The sequence below is a fragment of the Shewanella sp. 10N.286.52.E4 genome, assembly GCF_041468785.1.
In the GTDB taxonomy this organism is placed as follows: Bacteria; Pseudomonadota; Gammaproteobacteria; order Enterobacterales; family Shewanellaceae; genus Shewanella; species Shewanella electrodiphila.
The window spans coordinates 173,613-196,622 of record NZ_JBFRJJ010000022.1; the positions used below are offsets into that span (position 1 = coordinate 173,613).

The 23,010-nt window shown below is 40.1% G+C and carries 25 protein-coding genes and 1 other annotated feature; of the genes, 6 read left to right on the forward strand and 19 right to left on the reverse strand.

What is annotated here, in order from left to right:
• Positions 1–284: 284 nt before the first annotated feature.
• Entirely contained in the window at positions 285–674 is a 390-nt protein-coding gene (locus tag AB4153_RS12470) for a hypothetical protein (RefSeq protein WP_102529675.1), read from the forward strand.
• Positions 675–726: 52 nt separating this feature from the next.
• Here the strand turns inward: AB4153_RS12470 and trpR are convergent, their stop codons facing one another.
• Complete coding sequence (gene trpR, locus AB4153_RS12475; RefSeq protein ID WP_102529676.1) at positions 727–1,005, reverse strand: trp operon repressor; 279 nt, start codon at positions 1,003–1,005, stop codon at positions 727–729.
• 207 nt (positions 1,006–1,212) lie between these two features.
• Between trpR and AB4153_RS12480 the strand changes: the two genes are divergently transcribed.
• Entirely contained in the window at positions 1,213–1,662 is a 450-nt protein-coding gene (locus AB4153_RS12480; RefSeq protein ID WP_102529677.1) for a cytochrome c, read from the forward strand.
• A 174-nt stretch (positions 1,663–1,836) separates the two neighbouring features.
• On the opposite strand, the gene AB4153_RS12485 is transcribed toward AB4153_RS12480, so the two are convergent.
• Positions 1,837–2,517: a cytochrome b/b6 domain-containing protein gene (locus tag AB4153_RS12485; protein WP_371997663.1), complete on the reverse strand. Its 681-nt coding sequence runs from the start codon at positions 2,515–2,517 to the stop codon at positions 1,837–1,839.
• A 549-nt stretch (positions 2,518–3,066) separates the two neighbouring features.
• Here AB4153_RS12485 and hpf point away from each other — a divergent pair.
• Both hpf and AB4153_RS12495 read left to right on the forward strand, forming a co-directional pair.
• A complete protein-coding gene (gene hpf / locus AB4153_RS12490) occupies positions 3,067–3,420 on the forward strand; it encodes a ribosome hibernation-promoting factor, HPF/YfiA family (protein WP_102529679.1) in 354 nt (117 codons plus the stop codon).
• A 177-nt stretch (positions 3,421–3,597) separates the two neighbouring features.
• Positions 3,598–3,711 (forward strand) — a sequence feature (Phe leader region).
• Positions 3,712–3,774: 63 nt separating this feature from the next.
• Positions 3,775–5,730, forward strand: coding sequence for a chorismate mutase (locus AB4153_RS12495; protein ID WP_371997665.1), 1,956 nt, complete (start codon positions 3,775–3,777; stop codon positions 5,728–5,730).
• A 288-nt stretch (positions 5,731–6,018) separates the two neighbouring features.
• Here the strand turns inward: AB4153_RS12495 and AB4153_RS12500 are convergent, their stop codons facing one another.
• From AB4153_RS12500 to ffh, 8 genes are all read right to left on the reverse strand, one after another.
• Complete coding sequence (locus tag AB4153_RS12500) at positions 6,019–6,351, reverse strand: hypothetical protein (RefSeq protein WP_371997777.1); 333 nt, start codon at positions 6,349–6,351, stop codon at positions 6,019–6,021.
• A 115-nt stretch (positions 6,352–6,466) separates the two neighbouring features.
• Positions 6,467–7,606 carry a bifunctional chorismate mutase/prephenate dehydrogenase gene (gene tyrA / locus AB4153_RS12505; protein WP_371997666.1) on the reverse strand — a complete coding sequence of 380 codons (1,140 nt, stop codon included), beginning with the start codon at positions 7,604–7,606 and terminating at the stop codon, positions 6,467–6,469.
• 36 nt (positions 7,607–7,642) lie between these two features.
• The gene (locus AB4153_RS12510; protein WP_102529787.1) at positions 7,643–8,716 is read right to left on the reverse strand and encodes a 3-deoxy-7-phosphoheptulonate synthase; all 1,074 of its coding nucleotides are present in this window, start codon (positions 8,714–8,716) and stop codon (positions 7,643–7,645) included.
• Positions 8,717–8,925: 209 nt separating this feature from the next.
• Positions 8,926–9,279, reverse strand: coding sequence for a 50S ribosomal protein L19 (gene rplS / locus AB4153_RS12515; protein WP_055025610.1), 354 nt, complete (start codon positions 9,277–9,279; stop codon positions 8,926–8,928).
• A gap of 34 nt (positions 9,280–9,313) precedes the next feature.
• Entirely contained in the window at positions 9,314–10,060 is a 747-nt protein-coding gene (gene trmD / locus AB4153_RS12520) for a tRNA (guanosine(37)-N1)-methyltransferase TrmD (protein WP_102529683.1), read from the reverse strand.
• Positions 10,061–10,075: 15 nt separating this feature from the next.
• Positions 10,076–10,606 (reverse strand): ribosome maturation factor RimM, encoded by a 531-nt coding sequence (gene rimM, locus AB4153_RS12525; RefSeq protein WP_102529684.1) that lies wholly within the window; start codon positions 10,604–10,606, stop codon positions 10,076–10,078.
• Between the two features lie 20 nt (positions 10,607–10,626).
• Positions 10,627–10,878 (reverse strand): 30S ribosomal protein S16, encoded by a 252-nt coding sequence (gene rpsP / locus AB4153_RS12530; RefSeq protein WP_055025607.1) that lies wholly within the window; start codon positions 10,876–10,878, stop codon positions 10,627–10,629.
• Positions 10,879–11,093: 215 nt separating this feature from the next.
• Entirely contained in the window at positions 11,094–12,467 is a 1,374-nt protein-coding gene (gene ffh, locus AB4153_RS12535) for a signal recognition particle protein (protein WP_102529685.1), read from the reverse strand.
• 265 nt (positions 12,468–12,732) lie between these two features.
• Between ffh and AB4153_RS12540 the strand changes: the two genes are divergently transcribed.
• Both AB4153_RS12540 and AB4153_RS12545 read left to right on the forward strand, forming a co-directional pair.
• Positions 12,733–13,521 (forward strand): inner membrane protein YpjD, encoded by a 789-nt coding sequence (locus AB4153_RS12540; protein ID WP_102529686.1) that lies wholly within the window; start codon positions 12,733–12,735, stop codon positions 13,519–13,521.
• Positions 13,522–13,634: 113 nt separating this feature from the next.
• Positions 13,635–14,921, forward strand: a complete 1,287-nt coding sequence (locus AB4153_RS12545) for an HlyC/CorC family transporter (protein WP_102529687.1) — start codon at positions 13,635–13,637, stop codon at positions 14,919–14,921.
• Between the two features lie 76 nt (positions 14,922–14,997).
• Here the strand turns inward: AB4153_RS12545 and AB4153_RS12550 are convergent, their stop codons facing one another.
• The 9 genes from AB4153_RS12550 to AB4153_RS12590 all read right to left on the reverse strand — a co-directional run bounded on the left by AB4153_RS12550 (position 14,998) and on the right by AB4153_RS12590 (position 23,003).
• Complete coding sequence (locus AB4153_RS12550; RefSeq protein ID WP_102529688.1) at positions 14,998–15,540, reverse strand: DUF962 domain-containing protein; 543 nt, start codon at positions 15,538–15,540, stop codon at positions 14,998–15,000.
• Positions 15,541–15,766: 226 nt separating this feature from the next.
• On the reverse strand, positions 15,767–16,147 hold the full coding sequence (acpS, locus tag AB4153_RS12555) for a holo-ACP synthase (protein ID WP_102529689.1): 381 nt from the start codon (positions 16,145–16,147) through the stop codon (positions 15,767–15,769).
• Entirely contained in the window at positions 16,147–16,884 is a 738-nt protein-coding gene (pdxJ, locus tag AB4153_RS12560) for a pyridoxine 5'-phosphate synthase (RefSeq protein ID WP_102529690.1), read from the reverse strand. The genes acpS and pdxJ overlap by 1 nt, the downstream gene beginning before the upstream one ends.
• Before the next feature lie 85 nt (positions 16,885–16,969).
• Entirely contained in the window at positions 16,970–17,677 is a 708-nt protein-coding gene (recO, locus tag AB4153_RS12565) for a DNA repair protein RecO (RefSeq protein WP_371997669.1), read from the reverse strand.
• A gap of 48 nt (positions 17,678–17,725) precedes the next feature.
• On the reverse strand, positions 17,726–18,730 hold the full coding sequence (era, locus tag AB4153_RS12570) for a GTPase Era (RefSeq protein ID WP_229367768.1): 1,005 nt from the start codon (positions 18,728–18,730) through the stop codon (positions 17,726–17,728).
• Positions 18,727–19,407 carry a ribonuclease III gene (gene rnc, locus AB4153_RS12575; protein ID WP_102529693.1) on the reverse strand — a complete coding sequence of 227 codons (681 nt, stop codon included), beginning with the start codon at positions 19,405–19,407 and terminating at the stop codon, positions 18,727–18,729. The genes era and rnc overlap by 4 nt, the downstream gene beginning before the upstream one ends.
• Positions 19,407–20,321, reverse strand: a complete 915-nt coding sequence (lepB, locus tag AB4153_RS12580; protein WP_102529694.1) for a signal peptidase I — start codon at positions 20,319–20,321, stop codon at positions 19,407–19,409. The genes rnc and lepB overlap by 1 nt, the downstream gene beginning before the upstream one ends.
• Before the next feature lie 260 nt (positions 20,322–20,581).
• Positions 20,582–22,372: a translation elongation factor 4 gene (lepA, locus tag AB4153_RS12585; protein WP_102529695.1), complete on the reverse strand. Its 1,791-nt coding sequence runs from the start codon at positions 22,370–22,372 to the stop codon at positions 20,582–20,584.
• Positions 22,373–22,535: 163 nt separating this feature from the next.
• Positions 22,536–23,003, reverse strand: a complete 468-nt coding sequence (locus AB4153_RS12590; protein WP_303512958.1) for a SoxR reducing system RseC family protein — start codon at positions 23,001–23,003, stop codon at positions 22,536–22,538.
• Positions 23,004–23,010: the final 7 nt, after the last annotated feature.

The following is a 23,010-nucleotide window of genomic DNA, read 5'->3' on the forward strand; positions in this document are numbered from 1 at the left end:
AGCCTAATTCAATAACTTAGCTATAAACGACTAAACCGAAAGTTTGAAATCAAAGATACGTTAGCCAAATCCTTGGGTAACGTATTTTTTTTGCGTTATTATTCATATTAGTTGATTAACATTTACCTGCCTAAATGCAATCAGCTAACACTAGTTTATTCACCCTTTGATTCTTAATAATACGTCGGTTAGCTATGACGTGTATGAATAGTAGGTACTAGATGAGGCTATAGACTTAGCCTAAAAAGACTTACTTATGATTAATCACAAGCGACGGAGTGCTTATGTTAATTAAACCGATTTATGAAATTTTGCCATTCACTTATATGATTATAGGTGCCGGAAGTGTTGCCTTGCTCAAAGAGCCCTACGCAATCATAGCCTCACTACTCGTGTTCTTTTATGGCGCTCATATTTGGAATCAACGATCTAAAAACCGTCGAACAGATAGAAAAAGAAAACGTATTGACGGGATATTACCTGAATCGATTTACGGATATTTACCATTCATCTATATCATGTCAGCTGGATTAATCTTTCGCTTTCTTCCAAAAGACTCTGGTGTTGTTATTTCTATATGTCTCTTTACTTATGGTGCTTATGTACTGTTAAGAAGAATCAGCTACCGACACCACAAAATCCCAGGCGTACAAACGAGAGCAAAGTTTAACTAGCCGAATCTTAGGTTAGACAGAACTCATTAAGCAGCCATCAATCCAGTAATTATTAGTCAAGTAATAGTTGCTGGATTTTTTGTTTCTGTTCCGGCTGCATGTTTTTTAAATAATTTGAGCAACGCGTAATAGTCGCAATACTTACCTGATAGTCTGCGGAAATTTGCCTTTGACTTAAATCGCCTTGAAGAAGTAATTGGAACACTTTTAAGCGGCCAGCTACAGCACTACGCTCCTCTTCAGTTAATAACAATTGGAATAATATTCCTAATTCATCAGAATTTGGATAACTTAACACCTTCTCAACCACAGATTCCCAATTGGCTCGCATAACACTCTCTTTTAGTAATGCCTCAACAGTACAAAGTGTACCAATATTTCTTATCCAGCAATAAGAAAATTTAAAAATAATTTTATTTTTGAACATTTCACGAGATTACTTACAAATAGACACAAACAAGATTCGCACTCAGTTCAAATTTATGTGTAAAATGTGATTTAAACCACCGTCATATAATTAGAAAATAAGAGAAAACTTATGAAACACAAAATTTTTGCAATTGCTGTAAGCGCACTACTCATCCCTACTGTTAATGCACATAACTTCGAAGATGCTAATGACGCAATTGAATACCGTCAATCTGCCTTCAGTTTAATTCGCTACCAGTTCGGCGATATGGGCGCAATGCTAAAAGGTAAGAAGGATTTTGATTTAAACGTATTTCAAACCCGCGCGGCAAATTTAGCTGGTCTTGCAAATATTCCTCATGAAGGTTTTATCGACGGTTCAGATAAAGGTGATACAGAAGCACTTGCTAAAATCTGGAGCAACAAAGCTGATTTCGATAGCCAAATGACCACTTTCCAAGAGAATGCGGCTAAATTGAATGTCGCAGCGCAAACTGGTGACAAAAAGCAAATTAAACAAGCTTTTGGCAATACAGGTAAAAGCTGTAAAGGTTGTCACGATATGTACAAGAAAGACTAAGTCTCTTTCAATAGAATGCCAGTGATTGAAGAGATGATTAATCACAAGTAATAAAAAGCCCACTTTTGTGGGCTTTTTATTATTTAACAGACGCTACAGTTAAATGCTCAATTTAGCCTCAGTACAACTTATTTTTTAAGCTGATGTGAAATAAACAAGCTAGCCTTATTGCTGTTAAAGGTACGCTACAATCGGTGCGATCAACCAATAACCAATCACTAGACTAATAGCTGCAACGATAATGATAGCTAATACTGATGATGTCATTTTAGGTTCTTGAGATAACATATTATACTCTTTATCTGTCATTTTTTTATTCCCTGAAATCATCGCAGTCACTAAATTATTTCCTTTAATGGCATAAAGCAAAATCACTGAAATGTGGAGTACTATACAAGCTAGAATCACATTAAAATTGACTTTATGAAGCCAAGTAAACCAGGCACCTAGATCAGAAGAAACGGTTGAATATAAAGGGCCTTCGGTAAAAATATCATCACTAGAGAATAAACCACTAAACAGTTGTAAAGATAAAACTGTGAACATGAATAATACCATGTAGCCACCCAAAGGGTTATGGCCAACGACAGTAGACTTATGCTTACCTGTAAGGTAATTCAAAACCTTTGTAGGTCCAGATACAAAGTCAGTAAAACGTGAAGTCTCACTGCCAACAATGCCCCACAAAAGCCTAAAAAGAACTAACACCATCAGGCTATATGCACATATTTGATGCCACTCCATTTCGCCACTATCAGCTGTCCACCAAAGTGAAATCAATAAGCCAACAGTAAGCCAATGGAATAATCGAGTGGGTATATCCCATACCTTAATTTTTTTTTGTTCTATACTCATATTATTCGCCGTTAATTCTATTCATGTTAAACGTACTCAATATTGTTCAATTTTGATTATAAAGATACAGCGCTAGCTCTCATAGGGTAGGAACGTAAAGAAAGGTAATTTATGTGTGAAAATTTCGTAGTTTGTAACAAGCGAAGTACTTTATACAGGGTGTAATAAACAATACATAACTTTTTGCACATAACCGTTAATGTGTCATTCTCAAGTCAACTATCGTTTAGCTGAATTGAACATACATTATTGAGTTGGTCATTGCTTTAGAAATGAATTGGTGAATTAGGCTATATAGGAATGAAGAGGAGTGTGAATTTTAACTAAAATTAACGAAGGTTTAGATTTCTCGTCCCTTGTTATCTATTCCAATATGAGCCTAATAAAATAAGATTACAAGGCTTTTAAGAGACTTTTTGCTCCATTTTGTCTAAGCGATCAAATATGAATCAAACAGATTAAAACAGCGATAAAAATGTGATTTAGATCACGATTTTTGTCTGTAAGCTTGGTAATCTGAATTCAAGCAAACAACAGAAGGTTCGAAATATGCTGAAAATCACTAGCAAGCAACTTGAAGTCACTGCACCAATTCTTGAACGCATCGAAGGACAGTTTGAAAAGTTAACACGACACGATATTCAATTAATAAACCCGCACGTCATCATCACTCAAGAAAAGCAGAGCTTTAAAATTGAGTCTTCTGTAGGCTTGCCAAGTGGAGAACTATTTGCCCAGGCGAAAAATGAGAACCTTTACGCAGCTATTACTGCAATGGGTAAAAAGCTGGAAAAACAGCTAAATCGCCTGACACATAAACCCCAATCTCAACGTCACGTTTCGCCAACAGCTGAAACGAATAATGATTTTGAGTATGACTATAAGGAGGAAACTGCAGCTTGACGATTTATTTACTGATTAACCAAGAGCGCATCCTCGGATGCGCTTTTTAATGCCTAATCATCTGCTAAAAAGCTAAATGATTACTGACATCCTCTCCCGACAGCAGAATATGAACAATCTTCAGCATTATTTGATTGACACATTCTCCTTAGCCCTTTAGTTTTAATGTGATGAAAACATTTACTCAGAACGATTTTATTTTCTTTTTTATTCAGCCCCCTTATTGAGGCGGATTTTTTGTGTAAAAACGAAAATGAAATATGAAGCCTCCCACTTGGGGGGCTTTTTATTATTAACTTTAAAATGCTACCTGTTTAAAGGTATGTCAGCTAAGCAGTCGTCATTGAGGCAATTATGAACAAAGCGCCAGAATTAAACCAAACCCGCAAGCAAATTACCGCCTTAGATAAAGAACTGCTGTCTTTATTATCTAAACGTCGTGACTTAAGTTTAGATGTCGCTCGCAGCAAAGAAATCGATGTAAGACCGATTCGAGATACCCAACGAGAAAAAGAACTACTAGCAAGGTTAGTTGAACAAGGAAGAGAGCATGGTTTAGAGGCTCATTTCGTTATTTCTTTATATCAAAGCATCATCGAGGACTCGGTATTAAACCAGCAAGCCTATTTACACGGCAGGGCGAACCCAGAGATCCAGCAACAGCAATCAACCATCGCATACCTTGGCGCTCGAGGGTCGTATTCCTTTTTAGCCGCAAGTCGTTTTTGTCAACGTCGTCAGATAGACATGATAGATCTCGGTTGCCAAAGCTTTGATGAAATCATCAAATCAGTAGAGCTTGGACATGCTGACTTAGGCTTTCTTCCGATTGAAAACACTTCTTCTGGTTCAATTAATGAAGTTTACGACGTACTTCAGCACACTTCGTTATCTATTGTTGGCGAAACCACTATCGAGGTTGGGCATTGCCTATTAACCAAAGATGGCGCTGGTTTAGATAGTATTAAAACGGTATTTGCTCATCCACAGCCTATTAGTCAATGTAGTCATTGGTTATCGCAACACCCAAACCTGACGCTAGCCTATTGTTCTAGCAGTGCTGAAGCAATGCAGAAAGTGATAGATGCTGAAGATAGCAGTGTTGCGGCCATTGGCAGCGCTGAAGGCGGCGCCTTATATCAGTTAACCGCTGCAGAAAATGGTTTAGCAAATCAAAAAATAAACCAGAGTCGTTTTATTGTGGTTGCAAGAAAAGCGGTTGCTGTCCCTTCACAATTACCCGCTAAAACCACGCTTATTATGGCCACTGGACAAAAGCCAGGTGCATTAGTTGAAACTTTATTAGTGCTTAAAGCGCACAATATCAATATGAGCAAACTTGAATCCCGCCCTATTCCGGGGACACCGTGGGAAGAAATGTTCTATCTCGATGTTGATGCTAATCTTGCGACAACTGAACTACAGCAAGCACTTAAAGAGTTAGAGCGTCTCACCCGCTTTATCAAAGTATTAGGTTGCTACCCTTGCGAAACAGTCAAACCAACTCAGCTTAATAACAGCCAATTAGTGATCGAGCCTAATAGTTCAAAAGAATCTATTAGCACCCCGTCAGAAGATAATGACGCACCCAAATTTTCAAAACGATATCGCCAGCAAAATACTCAAATTGAGTTGAAGCAATTTAATGTCGGCGGCAGCGATTTTGCGGCAATGCAACAAGTCAATTTACCAATAGACAAGGATGTATTTGCCACTAAAGTTAAGCAAATTAAAGAGTCAGGCTTTCAGGCGGTATTATTACTCGATACTACAACCGCCAGTCTCAGTGCGATTGAGATAAAAGAATATTGTCACTTAATCGATCAAGCAGGCCTAACGAGTGCTGTTCAAATTGATTCTGTGAATCACTTTAACGAAATCGTCAAAGTGGCAGACATGATCTACCTTGCAGGTAAAGAGATGTATAACGAGGAATTACTTGGTTTAGCGGGTTCTGTTAGCACACCTGTTTTGCTAGAGCGCAATACAATGGCAAGCACAACAGATTGGTTAGCATCAGCAAATAAAATATTAACCCAAGGCAACCAACAATTAATATTGGTTGAGGCGGGAATTAGAAGTTTTAATAACCCTGAGCAACTTGCTTTAGATCTCGCAGGGCTTATTGAAGTACTGTCTGAGAGCCATTTACCTGTATTAGGTAATGTGAGCTATGCCGTTGAAGATAAACTAGTCTGTCAGCAAGCAAAAGCCTTAAAACAGCTGCACGCAAACGGTGTCATTATTAACGATAACCAACTCAACTGTCCTGAACAACAGGCCGAGTTATTACACCGACTGCATCAATAGAGATATGTTCATCACTGTCGTTAAAGGCATGGGGTTTCTTGTTAACTGAAATTTTTGCTAACGAAACTCTTGTTAACCAAAATTGCTAGTAACCCGAAGTATCGCTACTAAGCGATCTGTTTAACATCTGGCTTAGGCTATGACTGTGACTGTGACTGTGACTGTGACTTAGCACAGACTCAGTACTGTATAATCAAATCTATAGCTAAATTGAAGACAATAAAAAACCGAACTCATGGGTTCGGTTTTTTTATGTCTTCTGCTTAACAAAATTTGATTAATTAGCCACTAATACATACTGAGGTTATCGTTTAGGCCTAGCCAACCTTTGAAAATACGATAACTGAACCAAATTAAAGCAAAAGTGAATACAGGAATACTCAGCCAAAGTTGCGGCATAAAGTAGCCAATGATCAATAATGGCATTAAACCTGTAATACTATTACGTTGCCATCTAAGGTGTGATGCCAGTAACGATTGAGAAGCAACATTAGTCTGCGAGATATTAATCACTAAACTAAAGAAAACCGGTAAAAAAAATAACGGAAATGCACTCATCAACGCATATAAAAAATGCCCAAGCGATAAATCTTCTGCGGTATAGACCTCAGCTTCTGTCATAAGATTCACTCCTAGTGCGTTAAAATTAAGGGAGTTACTCATCGTAACTCCCTTATAACAATAATCCTAGATCTTTGGTTTCGCAATATTTTGCGAACTTATCCAGCAAAATGACTTAATTTGTCTTCATATCGTTCACTGATTGCAACATTGCACGGCTTTCATGTTGAAATTGCGGTGCAAAATCGCCAAACCATTTAGCCACATCTCTGAACTGTGCAACGAATGCATCTCTATTACCGCTTTTCAATAAATCTAATGCATCACGGTAATTGTCCAGATAATCGCTGATAGCAACTTGACTACCTTCTTGTGCAAAAATTATATCGGCGTAGAGCTCAGGATCTTGAGCAAACAACCGGCCTACCATGGCAAGCTCTAATCGATAAATAGGCGAACTGAATTGCAATAAACTTTCAATATCAGCTTCTTCTTTACACAGATTAACTCCGTACACAAAACTTGAGAAATGTCGCATTGCTTGCACTAGCTGCATGGCTTTATCATGTCGCTCTGCATCTTCATTAACAATGCGGGCTCCCCAAATCGTAATTTGTTCTAAAAACCATTGGTATTTATCGGTTTCACGTCCATCACACACCACTACAACTTGTTTGGCTAAACTACCCACATCAGGTCCAAACATTGGGTGTAAACCCACTACAGGTCCCTTATGGGCCTCTAACATTGCATTGAGCGGTTCTGACTTAATTGAGGTGAGATCAGCTAAAATACAATGATCAGGTAAATTGTTTAATTTGCTACGAATAAGCTCACAAGTCACGTTAATTGGCACAGTAACAATCACCATCCCTGCACCATCAAAAAGTGCATCAGCCTGATCCCAGTCATCTTTATCTAAGCTTTTCACTTGATAACCTGAAAGGCTTAGCATTTGACTAAACAAACCACCTAATTGACCTTCACCACCGACAACCACGATGTGTCCGAGATCGGTTTTAACCTGCTTAAAGCCGACATCCTTTTCATTAAGGTACGACTCACGCATTAAGCGTCTTAGGATATCTTCAATCAATTGCGGAGAGATATCCATTTCACTGGCTTCTTTACGACGCTTAGCTAACATCGAAGCTTCACGTTGTGGTGCATAAATTGGCACCCCTGCAGCATGCTTAACAGTACCAACTTGCGCGACTAGATCGAGACGTTTACGGAGTAAATTTAATAACTGTTGATCAACGCCGTCAATCAGGTCTCGTAAATTTTCTAAATCTAATGTGGTTTTTTCATTCATAGCTTATATCCATCTATCGCACAACTTACTTATAAATTAACCAGCAAAGCGATTCGGTAAAACAGGTTTTAATAAATCGGCATTACGACGCAAAAGTGATTCAGTAGTTGCCCAGTTAATGCAAGAGTCAGTAACTGAGACACCGTAAGCAAGTTCAGGTAAAGGTTTATCAGAAGACTGATTACCTTCATTTAAATGGCTTTCAAGCATGACACCAATCACTGAGCGATTACCATTTTGAATTTGCTGGAATACATCCTCGCAAACTATGGTCTGTCTTGTATAGTCTTTCGATGAATTACCATGACTACAATCAATGATTAATCGCGCATTGAGCTTAGCCTTGTGTAATTGTTCTTCACATGTGGCAACACTTTCTGCATCATAGTTCGGTGTTTTACCGCCACGTAAAATTACATGACCATCTGGGTTTCCTGCAGTTTGCAATAACGATACTTGTCCTTTCTGATTAATTCCCATAAACCTGTGGCTGCTAGCTGCTGACTTTAAGGCGTTAATTGCTACATCAAGTTTTCCATCAGTACCATTTTTGAAACCAACAGGCATAGATAGACCTGATGCCATTTCGCGGTGAGTTTGCGATTCAGTGGTTCGTGCGCCAATAGCAGACCAAGTCACTAACTCAGACATGTATTGTGGGCTAATTGGATCAAGTGCTTCTGTAGCTACAGGTAACTCTAATTCAGCAAGCCAAATCATCAACTCACGTGCCATTCTTAAGCCTTTCTCGACATCGAATGATTCATTCATATCAGGATCATTGATAAGGCCTTTCCAGCCAACGGTGGTACGTGGCTTTTCGAAGTAAACCCGCATTAAGATGTAGAACTCACCGCTTAATTCATCATGCAGCTTCTTAAGTTTCAATGCATACTCTTTTGCTGCGTCAATGTCATGAATAGAACAAGGTCCAGTCACAATTAATACACGGTTATCACGCTTGTGGACAATATCCGCCACGGTTTGGCGCGCGTCTAAAATATACTGATAAGCATGATCAGATAACGGTAACTCTTTTTTTAACTCAGCTGGGGTTACCAACACTTTTTCAGAACTAATGTGGACGTTATTAATCGTATCTTGTTGCATGCTCATTACTCACTTCTTAAGGTTTCTACTCAATAACACTTCAATAAATATTAGTGTAACGCTACACCATTACAAACTTGTGCTAACTATGCCTTTTTCAATAAGGCTTAGCAACCTATAAATGACATTTTCTCCAAATAAACAAAAACCCGCCATATAGGCGGGTTGTTGTGCGAACACTGCATCTTATTTTTTCAAGCGGGTAACTATTACTTAGTTGCCAACTTCTCACGGATACGTGCAGATTTACCTGAACGCTCACGTAGGTAGTAAAGCTTAGCACGACGAACACGACCGCGACGCTTAACTTCGATGCTAGCTACTAGTGGACTGTGAGTTTGGAAACCACGCTCAACACCTTCGCCATTAGAGATTTTACGTACAGTGAATGCAGAGTGAAGACCACGGTTACGCTTAGCGATTACCACACCTTCAAACGCCTGTAGACGCTCTTTTTCACCTTCTTTAACACGTACTTGAACTACTACTGTATCACCAGCACCAAATTCAGGTACGTCAGTTTTCATTTGCTCATCGTTGAGCATTTTAATGATATTGTTCATAACTTACTCCGTTCTAGGATTAACTGAGCTTCGACTAAACAGGCTTGTCCATATTGGTAACAAACTCTGCTAAAAGAGTCTTTTGTTCGCCAGTCAGAGCTAGATTTTCAAATAATTCTGGTCGTCTCAAAAAAGTCCTACCAAGACTTTGTTGTAACCGCCAGAGTCTAATTTTTTCGTGGTCACCGCTTAATAACACTGCTGGAACACCGACACCATCTAAGTTTTCTGGGCGAGTATAGTGTGGACAATCCAATAAGCCATCAGAGAAAGAATCTTGCTCTGCTGACGCTTGCTTACCTAGTACACCAGGTACTAGCCTTGCAACTGAATCGATTAAAGTCATCGCAGGTAACTCTCCGCCCGAAAGCACATAATCACCAATCGACCACTCTTCATCTACTTCAGATTGGATGATACGTTCGTCAACACCTTCGTATCGACCACATACCAATACCAAACTAGATGATTTACTTAACTCACTGACACCTTGCTGATCCAGCTTGCGTCCTTGAGGTGATAAATAAATCACTTTCGCACCGTCACCTGCCGCAGCTTTCGCTGCATGAATAGCATCGCGTAACGGTTGCACCATCATCAACATACCTGGACCACCACCATAAGGACGGTCATCAACAGTATTATGTCGATCATTCGTAAAATCACGAGGATTCCACGTTTGCAACTCTAACAGGCCGTTTTTAACGGCTCGACCCGTAACTCCAAAGTCTGTAACAGCACGAAACATCTCAGGAAACAGGGTTACTACCCCTAACCACATATGTTGTACCTCGACTTAAAAGTCTGGATCCCAGTCCACTAATATCTGTTTACTTTGCACGTTCACCTCAAGGACGAACTGCTCAGGGACAAAGGGGATCATTCGTTCCGCTTTGCCGAATGCATCTTTTACGTTAGCTTTAACAAGTAGTACGTCGTTAGATCCTGTTTCCACGATCTGTTCAACTTCACCCATGTTATAGCCTTTAGTATTGGTCACAGTACAACCAATCAAGTCTCGCCAGTAGAATTCATCTTCCGACAAGTCTTTAATTTGGTCAGCCTGAATTGCAATCTCACAATTTGTAAGTAATTGCGCATCCTCACGTGTATTTACACCTTCAAGACAGGCAACAAGTGCTTTACCTTGAAAACGCCACTGAGTGACTTTTACTTCACGCCATTCACCTTGTTCTTTAATGAACCAAGGAGAATAATCAAAAATACCTTCAACAGAATCGGTATAAGAAGTGATTTTCATCCAACCTTTAATACCATGACTAGAGCCAATTTTGCCTAGTACGATTGGTTGTTGGTTACTACTCATCTATTTATACCTTAACGCTATTAAGCAACAGCTTTACGAGCGTCTTTGATCAATTTCGCTACGCGTTCTGAAGTTGCTGCACCTGTAGCAACCCAGTGATCTACACGGTCTAGATCTAAACGTAGAGTTTCTTCTTGGCCTTTAGCTAAAGGATTGAAAAAACCAACACGTTCGATGAAACGACCGTCACGAGCATTGCGGCTATCAGCAACAACGATATTGTAAAATGGACGCTTTTTTGCGCCGCCACGAGCTAAACGAATGGTAACCATGCGTTTTATTCCTCTAATGATTTGCTAGTAAGCAAAAATAAAAACTGGGACTCCGTGTTCGCGAAGGGCCCCAGAGAAAGCCGCAAGATTTTACCTGATTTTTCAACTATTGCAACCAAATCCGTTGTTTTAAAAACCAAAGGGCTTATGGCCACATAGTTGATAATCAGTCTTACGAACTGATGTAGATAATTTTTTTGGAGTTTTAAAGCGAATTAACGCCCTGGAAACTTCATTCCAGGAGGCATCATTCCGCCCATGCCGCGCATCATTTTCTTCATGCCGCCTTTGCCTGACATTTTTTTCATCATTTTTTGCATTTGAGTAAACTGCTTCAATAAACGATTGACGTCTTGAATTTGAGTACCCGAACCTAATGCAATACGGCGCTTACGCGAACCTTTGATGATATCAGGACGTTGGCGTTCACCAGGCGTCATTGAATTAATAATGGCTTCCATTTGATTGGTCATTTTGCCGTCTTGAACTTGAGCTAATGCTTCTGGAGGCAGTTGCCCTACCCCAGGTAGCTTTTCAATCATGCCCATCATGCCGCCCATGTTTTTCATTTGCTGCAGTTGTTCACGAAAATCTTCTAGATCAAATCCACCGCCAGACTTCACTTTTGAAGCAAGCTTCATCGCTTTGTCTTTATCGACACCACGTTCAACTTCTTCGATAAGTGACAATACGTCACCCATACCAAGAATACGTGAAGCGATACGTTCTGGGTGGAACGGCTCTAATGCGTCAGTTTTCTCACCGACACCTAAAAACTTAATTGGCTTACCGGTAATGTTTCTAATTGATAATGCAGCACCGCCACGGGCATCACCATCAACCTTTGTTAAAATAACACCGGTTAAAGGTAGTGCTTCATTAAATGATTTAGCAGTATTTGCCGCATCTTGACCTGTCATTGCATCGACAACGAATAACGTTTCAACAGGTGTTACAGCAGCATGGAGATCTTTAATCTCATCCATCATGGCTTCATCAACATGCAAACGACCTGCAGTATCGACAATTACAACATCAATGAATTTTAATTTTGCATGCGCAATTGCAGCTGTCGCAATATCAATTGGTTTTTGGCTTACGTCTGATGGGAAAAAGTCCACTTCAACTTCTGCAGCCAAGGTTTCCAATTGCTTAATCGCTGCTGGACGATAAACATCGGCACTCACAACTAAAACAGATTTTTTCTCACGCTCACGTAAAAATTTTGCCAGTTTTGCAACACTGGTTGTTTTACCCGCGCCTTGCAAACCCGCCATCATTAATACTGCAGGTGGCTGGCTGGCTAAATCTAATGCTTCATTAGCTTCGCCCATCGCTTTTTCAAGTTCATTTTGGACAATCTTAATGAATGCTTGTCCTGGACTTAAACTTTTAGAGACTTCTTGACCGACTGCACGTTCTTTTACGCTGTTTACAAATTGGCGTACAACGGGCAAAGCAACATCAGCCTCAAGTAGTGCCATGCGCACTTCACGTAAGGTTTCTTTAATGTTGTCTTCGGTTAAGCGACCACGACCACTAATATTCTTGAGGGTTCGTGACAGTCTGTCGGTTAGATTCTCAAACATGCTCTGCTGTTTACCTTAAACGATTCGATAATTGTCGCCTATTATACCCAAACTACTTCAAGATGCGAGATTAGCCTGAGGCCTGTCTATTGATGTATGTCATTTTTCGTAAATTATTTGGAGTTAAATGGTGGAAACTGTTAAATTTTGAGTCTTGGGTCACTGCCCTAATGGGTAGGGTTCATGTTAATCTAAGATAAATATAGATGTGCTGATTTTATTTTTAAAAACAACCTGCACTCATAACTTGATAGGTTTATTCCAGATGGTCATTTTTTCAGCTTCGGCTATGTTGTTTTATTGCATTGCACTCGTATTAGTGACGAGTCGTTTGTTCCATGCAGAAGGGCCGAATCGTCGATTGGTTGCAATTTTTGCATCTATTGCCGTTGTGCTTCACGGTATTGCACTTTCGCAAACTATTTATACTGCTGACGGTCAAAACTTCAGTTTAACGAATGTGATTTCATTAGTTAACTGGATTATCGCCTTCAGCTTTACCATTATTATGCACCGTTTAAAGGTGATAGTTGTGGTACCTGTGGTTTATGCCTGCTCTGTTATTTCAGTTGCAGTGTTATGGCTCATACCGCCACAGTACATTATTCATTTTGATATCCACCCTGAGATCTTAGCGCACATTGTGCTTTCTCTTATGGCTTACAGTGCATTAATGATTGCCGCGCTCTATGCGATTCAATTGTTATTGATTCAAAATAAGCTTAAAAACAAGAAAACCATGATGAGCCCTGGCATGCCGCCTTTAATGACAGTTGAAAAACAACTTTTTCATTTAGTCACTATCGGTATGTTCTTACTGACTCTTTCATTAATCACGGGGTTTGTGTTTTTAGAAGATATGTTTGAAGATGGTAAAGGTCATAAGGCAATTTTATCCATCTTAGCTTGGTTAGTATACGGCGCTATGCTATGGCAAAACTACACCATTGGTTGCCGTGTTCGCACAGCCGTCATCTACACATTATCAGGTGCAACATTATTATCTTTAGCTTATTTTGGCGCTCGAATAGTGACTGAAATCATTTTAAGATAAACTACAACTCTGGCAGGTTAACCTTCCCAGACTTGACACTCATGACGAATGATTGATACTCATCATTCGTCTTTTTTTTACTCAGTTTTTAATTACGTTTACTGGAGCCCTTTTTGGACGCTATTTCTACCAGCGCACTCCTCCTCTCTCTTCTAGTGTTAATCTTAATCTCAGCCTACTTTTCTGGGTCTGAGACAGCCATGATGACATTAAACCGCTACCGCCTTCGTCACCTTGCTTCTAGTGGGCATAAAGGGGCGCAAAGAGCATTAAAGATGCTTGAAAGGCCAGACAGGTTAATTGGTTTAATTCTAATTGGTAATAACCTCGTCAACATCTTAGCCTCGGCCATTGCCACCATTATTGGTATGCGCTTATTCGGCGATATGGGTGTGGCAATCGCAACGGGGGTGCTGACATTAGTAGTGCTGATATTTGCTGAAGTAACGCCGAAAACGGTTGCAGCTCTTCACCCTGAACGTATCGCTTTTCCATCTAGCTTCTTACTAAAAGCCCTGTTATCAGTGTTATGGCCACTGGTTAAAGTCATTAATCTGATCACATCAGGCTTTTTGCGTGTATTAGGTATAAAAAATATCAGTGTCAACGATGCATTAAGCCAAGAAGAGCTGCGCACTGTGGTTCATGAGGCTGGTGCACTGATCCCTCAGCGACATCAAGAGATGTTGATATCCATTCTCGACTTAGAAAAGGTCACCGTTGAAGATATTATGATCCCGCGATCAGACATCTATGCAATTAACGTCAATGACGAGTTCAAGTTAATCAATAAGCAAGTCACTCAAAGCCCACATACTCGAGTGTTGGTATATCGTGACAATATTGATGATGCCGTCGGCTTTATTCACCTTCGTGATGCCCTTAGACTTCGCTCGAAAGAAGAATTCAGTAAGTCCTCTTTGCTTAGGGCAGTAAAAGAGTTGTACTTCATTCCTGAAGGTACACCGCTCACCGTACAACTATCTAACTTCCAGCAAAATAAAGAACGCTTTGGCTTAGTGGTTGACGAGTATGGTGACATTCAGGGGCTAGTGACGCTTGAAGATATCCTAGAGGAAATTGTCGGCGACTTTACCACTTCAATGATCACCACTGCCAGCGAGGATATTGATATTCAACAAGATGGCAGTTTTGTCATTGATGCAACGATCAACATCCGTGATTTGAACAAAGAAATGAAATGGGACTTTTCAATTGATGGCCCTAAGACACTCAACGGGCTTATCATCGAGTATCTAGAAGATATTCCTGATGCGGGAACAAACGTCACTATCGATAATTATAATATTGAAGTGATTGAGGTCTCTGACAACATGATTAAAGCGGTGAAAGTAGTACCTGGACTTAAAGAAGATACGACTGAAGAGTTGACTGATTAGTCCAATTCAAACGCCATCAAAAAAGGCGCTAATAAGCGCCTTTTTTATTGCTCGTATAAACTTTATTTCGCTTACTTTACGCTGCCTGACGGCGGTTGGCTTCTAATGCTCTTCTTTTATCTCGAGCGATAGGCGTAATTTCATGCTCTAAATTTTTGTTTAAGCCCATCATGAAGTACAACTCAGCCATTAAGAAAAAAGGGCCTATCAATAACTGATTTAAATCATCGATGAATGCAGGTTTCGCCTTTTCATATTTATGGCCAATAAACTGAATAACCCAACCGACAAAAAATACACCAACACCCACCATCCAAGCATTATCAAATTCAGCCACCATTGAAGAAGTCATCAGGACTGGGATAATAAAAATGGTTAAACCAAGCGCTAAGCCTTTATGCAATATAAAATAATATATCAATGTCCCCAAAGCGAAGATGGTTGCGATATTAATCTTAAATCCATCTTCGGCTAACAAAACAAAATTAATTGGGATTAGATTTAGCAATAAAAAAACAGACCAAATAATTAGCGGTACGCCAACAAAGTGAGTTTTAATATTTTTGGGGTTTAAATGCACACTTTTATAAGTGGCAAGTTGCTCAACGGCCGATTTCATTACGAGTCCTTATTATTTTTATCAAGTAACATCCTATTAACTTACCCTACTTCAACTATGGAGCTCAAGCTCTAGAATCATTCGCAGTTGTAATTTAATGCCCGATAAGAAATAAATACCAGCAAACACCTTTTGATAGAAGTCGAAAAAGGCGCCCAAAAAAGACGCCGAAGCACCTTAATAGATTACTTGTGCAATCAAGTAGTGAAATCATCCTAATACCGATTTAAGACTCTATGATAACTGTCGCTACAGCATAGTGTTGCTCATCGGCGATGGTGATGTGAACATGGCTAGCGCCAAGTTCATTCATTCTCGTTAAGGCACCATCAGTAAAACTCACAATGGGGGCACCACTGTCATTATTGGCAATATGAATATGCTGAAATGACACCCCACGTCCAATGCCAGTGCCTAAGGCCTTGGCTGCAGCTTCTTTAGCAGCAAAACGCTTTGCAAGATATCGATGCGGTATTTTAGAACTCTGATAAATTTCAAGTTCTGCTGGCGTTAATACACGTTTAGCCAGTTTATCACCAAGGCGCATAAACTGGGTCTCAATACGAGCAATCTCGACAATATCAGTACCTAAGCCAATAACAGCCATTATTCGCCTCTGCGACCTTCTTGCATCAGTTGCTTCATGTCTTTTACTGCAACAGCTAAGCCGTCAATTGCTGCGCGCGCTATCACAGCATGACCGATGTTAAGTTCATACAACTCAGGAATAGCCGCAATTGGTTTGACATTATGGTAATGCAAGCCATGACCTGCATTAACAATCAGGCCTTTACCGTGAGCATATTTTGCCATTTCGGTAATACGCGTTAACTCTTGTAATTGCTCTGCATCAGTTTTCGCATCAGCATAACAGCCTGTGTGAATTTCAATATAAGGCGCTCCCGAGGCCACTGCAGCATCTATTTGTGCTTTGTCTGCATCAATAAATAAAGACACCTTAATACCCTGTGCCGCAAGACGTGTGACAGCTTGGGTGATTTTATCAAGTTGGCCAGCAACATCTAAACCACCTTCGGTGGTTAATTCCTCACGTTTTTCAGGTACCAAACAGGCATAAGCTGGCTTAACATCACAGGCAATTGAAATCATTTCTTCAGTCACAGCAAACTCAAAGTTCATCCGTGTTTTTAGGGTTTTGGCCAGTAGGTAAACATCACGATCAACAATATGTCTGCGATCTTCACGTAAATGAATGGTGATGCCATCAGCACCAGCATGTTCTGCCACTGCTGCGGCATGTACAGGATCAGGGTATTCAGTACCACGAGCTTGGCGTAAAGTGGCGATATGGTCGATGTTAATGCCTAATAAAATTCCACTCACTGTGGGCTCCTTATATATTTTTGTTCTTGTCTAATTTCAGCACTGTTATCAGAACTAATATCGTTCTAATATCAGTGCTAATCTGTTACTTCTTAATAAATAATTTTCTGCTTAGTAGTGGTTTTCCACCTAACAATGGAGTTAATAATAACCTCATTAATCCTTTCGCCTGCACTAAATTATTTTCAACAAGTTGTTTGGATTTTAAGTTAATCAGCATCTCACCAGATAATAAATGGCGGCTATTTGTCACGCTTGCTGATGCCTGCTGAGCCACAGGTAAAAAGCCTTCATCGGCAATAATCCGGTAACTCATATCAGGCATAATACTTTCCCCTTGAGTATCATATTCAAGTGAAGGTAAAGCGCCCAGTTCATTAAGCAATTCCATTTCAAAATAGCGTAAATGCTCTGAGCTAAACTCGCTCGCTAACGCCATCAAACTGCGATGATAATGCAAAAATAAGCTTTCGGCATGTTGGCCTGAGCTAAGTACTCTCACCAGAAGCTCATTAAGGTACATCGCAGAATATAAACTATCTGATTTTAAGGGAAGTGCTGGCGCTGCAGGTTCAATTTGGGTAATAAACTTAAGTGAAGAATCAGCTGAGTCTGATTTACTATTGAATTGAAATATCAGAGGCTGAAAAGGCTGGATGATACTTTTAATGGATTTTTTACCGCTGCCTACCCTGACTAATGCATCAAGGCGACCCACACCATCGACCAACAGATTGACAATCACACTGGATTCTCTGTAAGGACGATGATGGAGTATATAGCCGCGTAACATCGAAGAGACGACTAACGGCTATAGCATGAGATCAAGGCTGACATTGTATTAGTCTTCACCGTAACCTAGACTGCGCAGCGCTCTTTCGTCATCTGCCCAACCTGATTTCACTTTCACCCACACTTCTAAGAAAACTTTATTATCAAATAAGGTCTCCATATCAAGGCGTGCTTGGGTAGCAATGGTTCTAATACGCTCACCTTTGTTACCAATGACCATGCGTTTTTGACCTGTACGCTCTACCAAAATCAAAGCATTAATTTGATAAACGCCATTGTCCATCATTTTAAACTGCTCAATCTCGACAGTGGCATCATAAGGTAGTTCATCACCTAAGAAGCGCATCAGCTTTTCACGCACAATTTCAGATGCCATAAAGCGCTGAGAACGATCAGTCACATAATCTTCAGGGAAATAAAACTGCCCTTCAGGTAAAGACTCTTGCGCTAAATCTAAAATACGTTGCACGTTGGTGCCTTTAGTGGCTGAAATCGGCAAAATCTCATCAAAAGCAAACTTTTCAGAGAGCTCTGCAAGATAAGGAAATAAGGCTTCTTTATCTTTAATGTTATCGACTTTATTAATGGCTAAAACAGTTTTACGCTTACCACTACCTTGTTGCAGCTTATTAAGCACCATTTCATCATCTTCAGTCCATGTCATACCATCAACAACAAACACAACCATAGACACATCTGCTAATGAACTGGCAGCTGCACGGTTCATCAAACGGTTAATAGCGCGTTTTTCGTCAATATGAAGACCTGGCGTATCAATAAAGATGATTTGTTTTGCTTCATCTGTATGAATACCCATAATACGGTGACGTGTGGTTTGCGGCTTTTTAGAAGTAATACTCACTTTCTGACCAAGTAACTTGTTCAGTAAAGTTGATTTACCCACATTTGGGCGACCTACAATGGCAACCATGCCACAAAAAGTCACTTCATATTTCGCTTCAGCAGCGGGTGCGGCACCATTCATCCTTGCCAATAATTCATCCAAGCTTGGCTCTGCTGGCGAGCTTTCTGGCAAGTCTGTTTTTTTGGTCATTTATTAATTAGCTCCAATACCTGAGCCGCAGCTAGCTGCTCAGCTTTTCTTCTAGAAGTACTGACACCTGTCACTACTTTATCTATTTCTGATATTCGACATTCAACCGTGAATGTTTGATTGTGCGCATCACCCTTAACATCTACAACAAGATATTCTGGTAATGGCTTTTTATAACCCTGTAAATATTCCTGAAGGATCGTTTTCGGATCCTTTTGGTTAATACCTGGTTTGATTTCAGCTAAGCGTTGCTTATACCAGGTCAACAATAGACCACGGCATGTTTCTATATCGGCATCAAGATAAATAGCACCGATGATAGCTTCAACAGCATCAGCGAGTATCGACTCGCGTCTAAATCCGCCACTTTTAAGTTCGCCTGGGCCTAAATAAAGATAATCACCTAATTTAAACTCTTTCGCGATAACGGTAAGGGTTTCACCCTTTACTAATGTAGAGCGCATTCTACTCAAGTCACCTTCAGTGACTTTTGGAAACTGGTGATATAACGCATCTGAAATGATAATTGATAAAATCGAATCACCTAAAAACTCAAGACGTTCGTTATGCTTTGAAGCGGCACTTCGATGGGTTAACGCCTGAGTTAGCAGATCTACATTGGTAAACTCATAACCAAGTGTTCTACATAAACGTGGTAAGTTCTTAATTGGTTCCATTACTTAATTGCACCTACTCTGTCAAAACGCACACCCGTCGGCACCCAAGTTGGTAACCAGCTGCTTGCTGGTCGCTCAAACTCAAAACTAATCCAAATAGCGACCGCTTTACCAACTAGATTCGCTTCAGGTACAAAGCCCCAAAAACGACTGTCTGTACTATTATCGCGGTTATCACCTATAGCAAAATACTCACCTTCAGGAACAATAAACTCACCCACAGCGGTGCCTGCTTGCTCATAAAAATGATTACTAAAATCTGGTCGAGATGGGTTAATCAAAATGTCGTGTTCAATATCACCAAGTTGCTCAGTGTAACGAGATAATGGGATACCTTCTTGAGAAAACTCACCACGATTAACGCTGCTTAATTTCACTGCTTTCGCTGGCGGGCAATTTGCACCATCGTCACATTTTGGTTCAATCAAAAACTGCTTATTTTGATAAACAATTCGGTCACCCGGTAAACCAATAACCCTTTTAATATAGTCTATTTGTGGGTTTTCTGGGTATTTGAATACGAACACATCACCGCGCTCAGGTTCACCCGTTTCAACTAATTTACTGCGCCATACTGGATCACGTAAACCATAGCTAAACTTCTCAACTAAAATAAAGTCACCCACTAGTAAAGTCGGCTTCATCGAACCAGATGGAATTTGAAATGGTTCGTAAATAAACGAACGTAAAATCAACACAAAAGCAATGACTGGGAAAATAGAATGAGCAAATTCAACAACCGTTGATTCACGTATAATACTCTCTTTTGCTTCCTCACTAAGGTCTGCTTGTTTTGCTTCGGCTAAAGCAAGCGCTTCGCGGCGCTTTGGAGCAAAGAAAATAACATCAATTAGCCAAATCAAACCACTGACTAACGTGACGATGACTAAAATAAGAGAAAAATGGGCTGCCATTGGGTATTAAGCTCCTGCCTTTACACTTTTAAATGGGTTCAGTGATTAACACTGCTAAATAATGAGTATCCGACGGATAACATGCAGAATCACTATCTGTTGTGTTACAAAATATACAAAATCACTTCGATTGCAAAATTAACTTTTGCTCATCATCTTTGGTGAAAAATAATAATTATTTTTAGGAATAACAACGCCGCAAACTGCGGCGTTATCTTCACTCTTAATAAAAGCCTTGATCAGGCATATTAATTAAGAGGTTAATCATTAAGCTTCAATACTGCTAAAAACGCTTCTTGTGGTACTTCAACATTACCAACTTGCTTCATGCGCTTTTTACCGTCTTTCTGCTTCTGCAGTAGTTTCTTCTTACGAGAAACATCGCCACCATAACATTTCGCCGTTACGTCTTTACGCATCGCTTTAATGTTTGAACGGGCAATAATCTGACTACCAACAGCCGCTTGAATCGCAATATCAAACATCTGTCTTGGGATAAGTTCTTTCATCTTATCAACAAGTGCTAGACCACGGTGACGAATGTTTGAACGGTGAATAACCATTGCTAATGCATCGACGCGATCGCCATTAATCATGATATCTAAGCGCACCATGTCAGCTGGTTCGAAACGAATAAAGTTATATTCGAGTGAAGCGTAACCACGGCTGGTTGATTTTAGTCGGTCGAAGAAATCCATAACCACTTCTGCCATAGGCAGTTCGTAAGTCACAGATACTTGATTACCGTGATAAACCATATTGGTTTGAACACCACGCTTTTCAACACATAAAGTAATCACATTACCTAGGTATTCTTTTGGCACCAACATATTAGCTTCAACGATAGGTTCGCGAATTTCTTCAATATTATTAATTGCCGGTAAATCTGATGGATTATCAACATACAGCACTTCGCCACGAGTCATTTCAACTTCGTAAACTACTGTTGGTGCTGTGGTAATCAAATCAAGATTATATTCACGCTCTAAACGCTCTTGAATGATCTCCATGTGCAATAAGCCAAGGTAACCAATACGGAAACCAAAACCTAATGCTGAAGAAGATTCAGGTTCGAAGAATAATGACGCATCATTCAAACTTAGTTTATTCAAGGCATCACGGAAGCTTTCAAACTCATCGGTTGAAATTGGGAATACACCCGCGTAAACCTGTGGAGTCACCTTTTTAAAACCAGGAAGTGGCTCCTCTGCGCCATTTTTGGCGTGAGTTAACGTATCACCAACCGGTGCACCATGAATCTCTTTAATACCAGAGATAACAAAGCCAACTTCACCTGCTTTTAATTCAGGTGTATCAGTTTGTTTAGGTGTAAAGATACCTACGCGATCAGCATTATAATTCTGACCTGTCGACATCACTTTAAATTTGTCACCTTTCTTCAGTACGCCATGTTTAATACGTACTAAAGAAACTACACCTAAATAGCTGTCAAACCATGAATCAATAATCAAAGCTTGCAGCGGCGCATCAATATCGCCTTCAGGTGGTGGAATGTCAGAAACAATCGTTTCTAAAACATCTTTGATACCAATACCCGTTTTCGCCGAACAACGAACTGCGTCCATGGCATCAATACCAACAATGTCTTCGATTTCAGCAGCAACGCGATCAGGATCCGCTTGTGGTAAATCAATCTTGTTTAAGATTGGTACCACATCCAGGTCCATTTCAAGGGCGGTATAACAGTTAGCCAGTGTCTGTGCTTCAACGCCTTGACCAGCATCAACAACTAACAATGCACCTTCACAAGCGGCTAATGAACGTGATACCTCATATGAGAAATCAACATGGCCCGGAGTATCAATGAAGTTCAATTGATAGGTTTCGCCATCATCAGCTTTATAATCGAGCGTAACGCTCTGTGCTTTAATGGTAATACCGCGCTCACGCTCGATATCCATAGAATCAAGTACTTGAGCGGCCATTTCACGGTCTGATAAACCACCACAAAATTGGATAAGGCGATCTGACAATGTTGATTTGCCGTGATCGATATGAGCAATAACTGAGAAGTTTCTAATGTGTTTCATTTGGATGAAATGACTACTACTAAAATGATGGAAATAATGGTGCCAAATTGTACCTGAATAAGGGGTTAATACCAATCAGAATCAATAGGCCAACAGAAATCAGTGTAAAAATAGACAGTTTAAGCGGCAAACTTTAATGTTTTTACAAAGAATTTAGACATTTTTAACCGCGATGTAAACTCACTGCTTGCCCTAAATAAGCGGTTATTACTGGAGTAGAAGACTTTTCTAACTTTGCTGCTTGCTGTTTGCCAGCAAACCAAGCGCTCACTCCGCCCAATGCAGCGAACAACATTGAACTATAATCAGCATTAACATTGAGTAAATCACCAAGCCACAAACCCATTGCCGCGCCCATAAACAAACCGAACAGCGGCACAATATAAACAAGCATAGCCGCTTTTATAATAACGCTCTCCGGTAAAGCTAATTTGAGTAAATCACCCACTTCGCAAGGTTTTTCGCTCATCAATGAAAACCGCTGCCGCTTGACTGAAAACGCTTTTGCTACCGTCGAAGTGCCGCAGTTCTCACTGCTAGAACAATGATTACAAGCACTTTTCAATTCAATTTCTACGGTTACCCAACCATCAGGATCATAAGCTGTGACAGTTGCCACCTCTTCCAGCATCGATTTT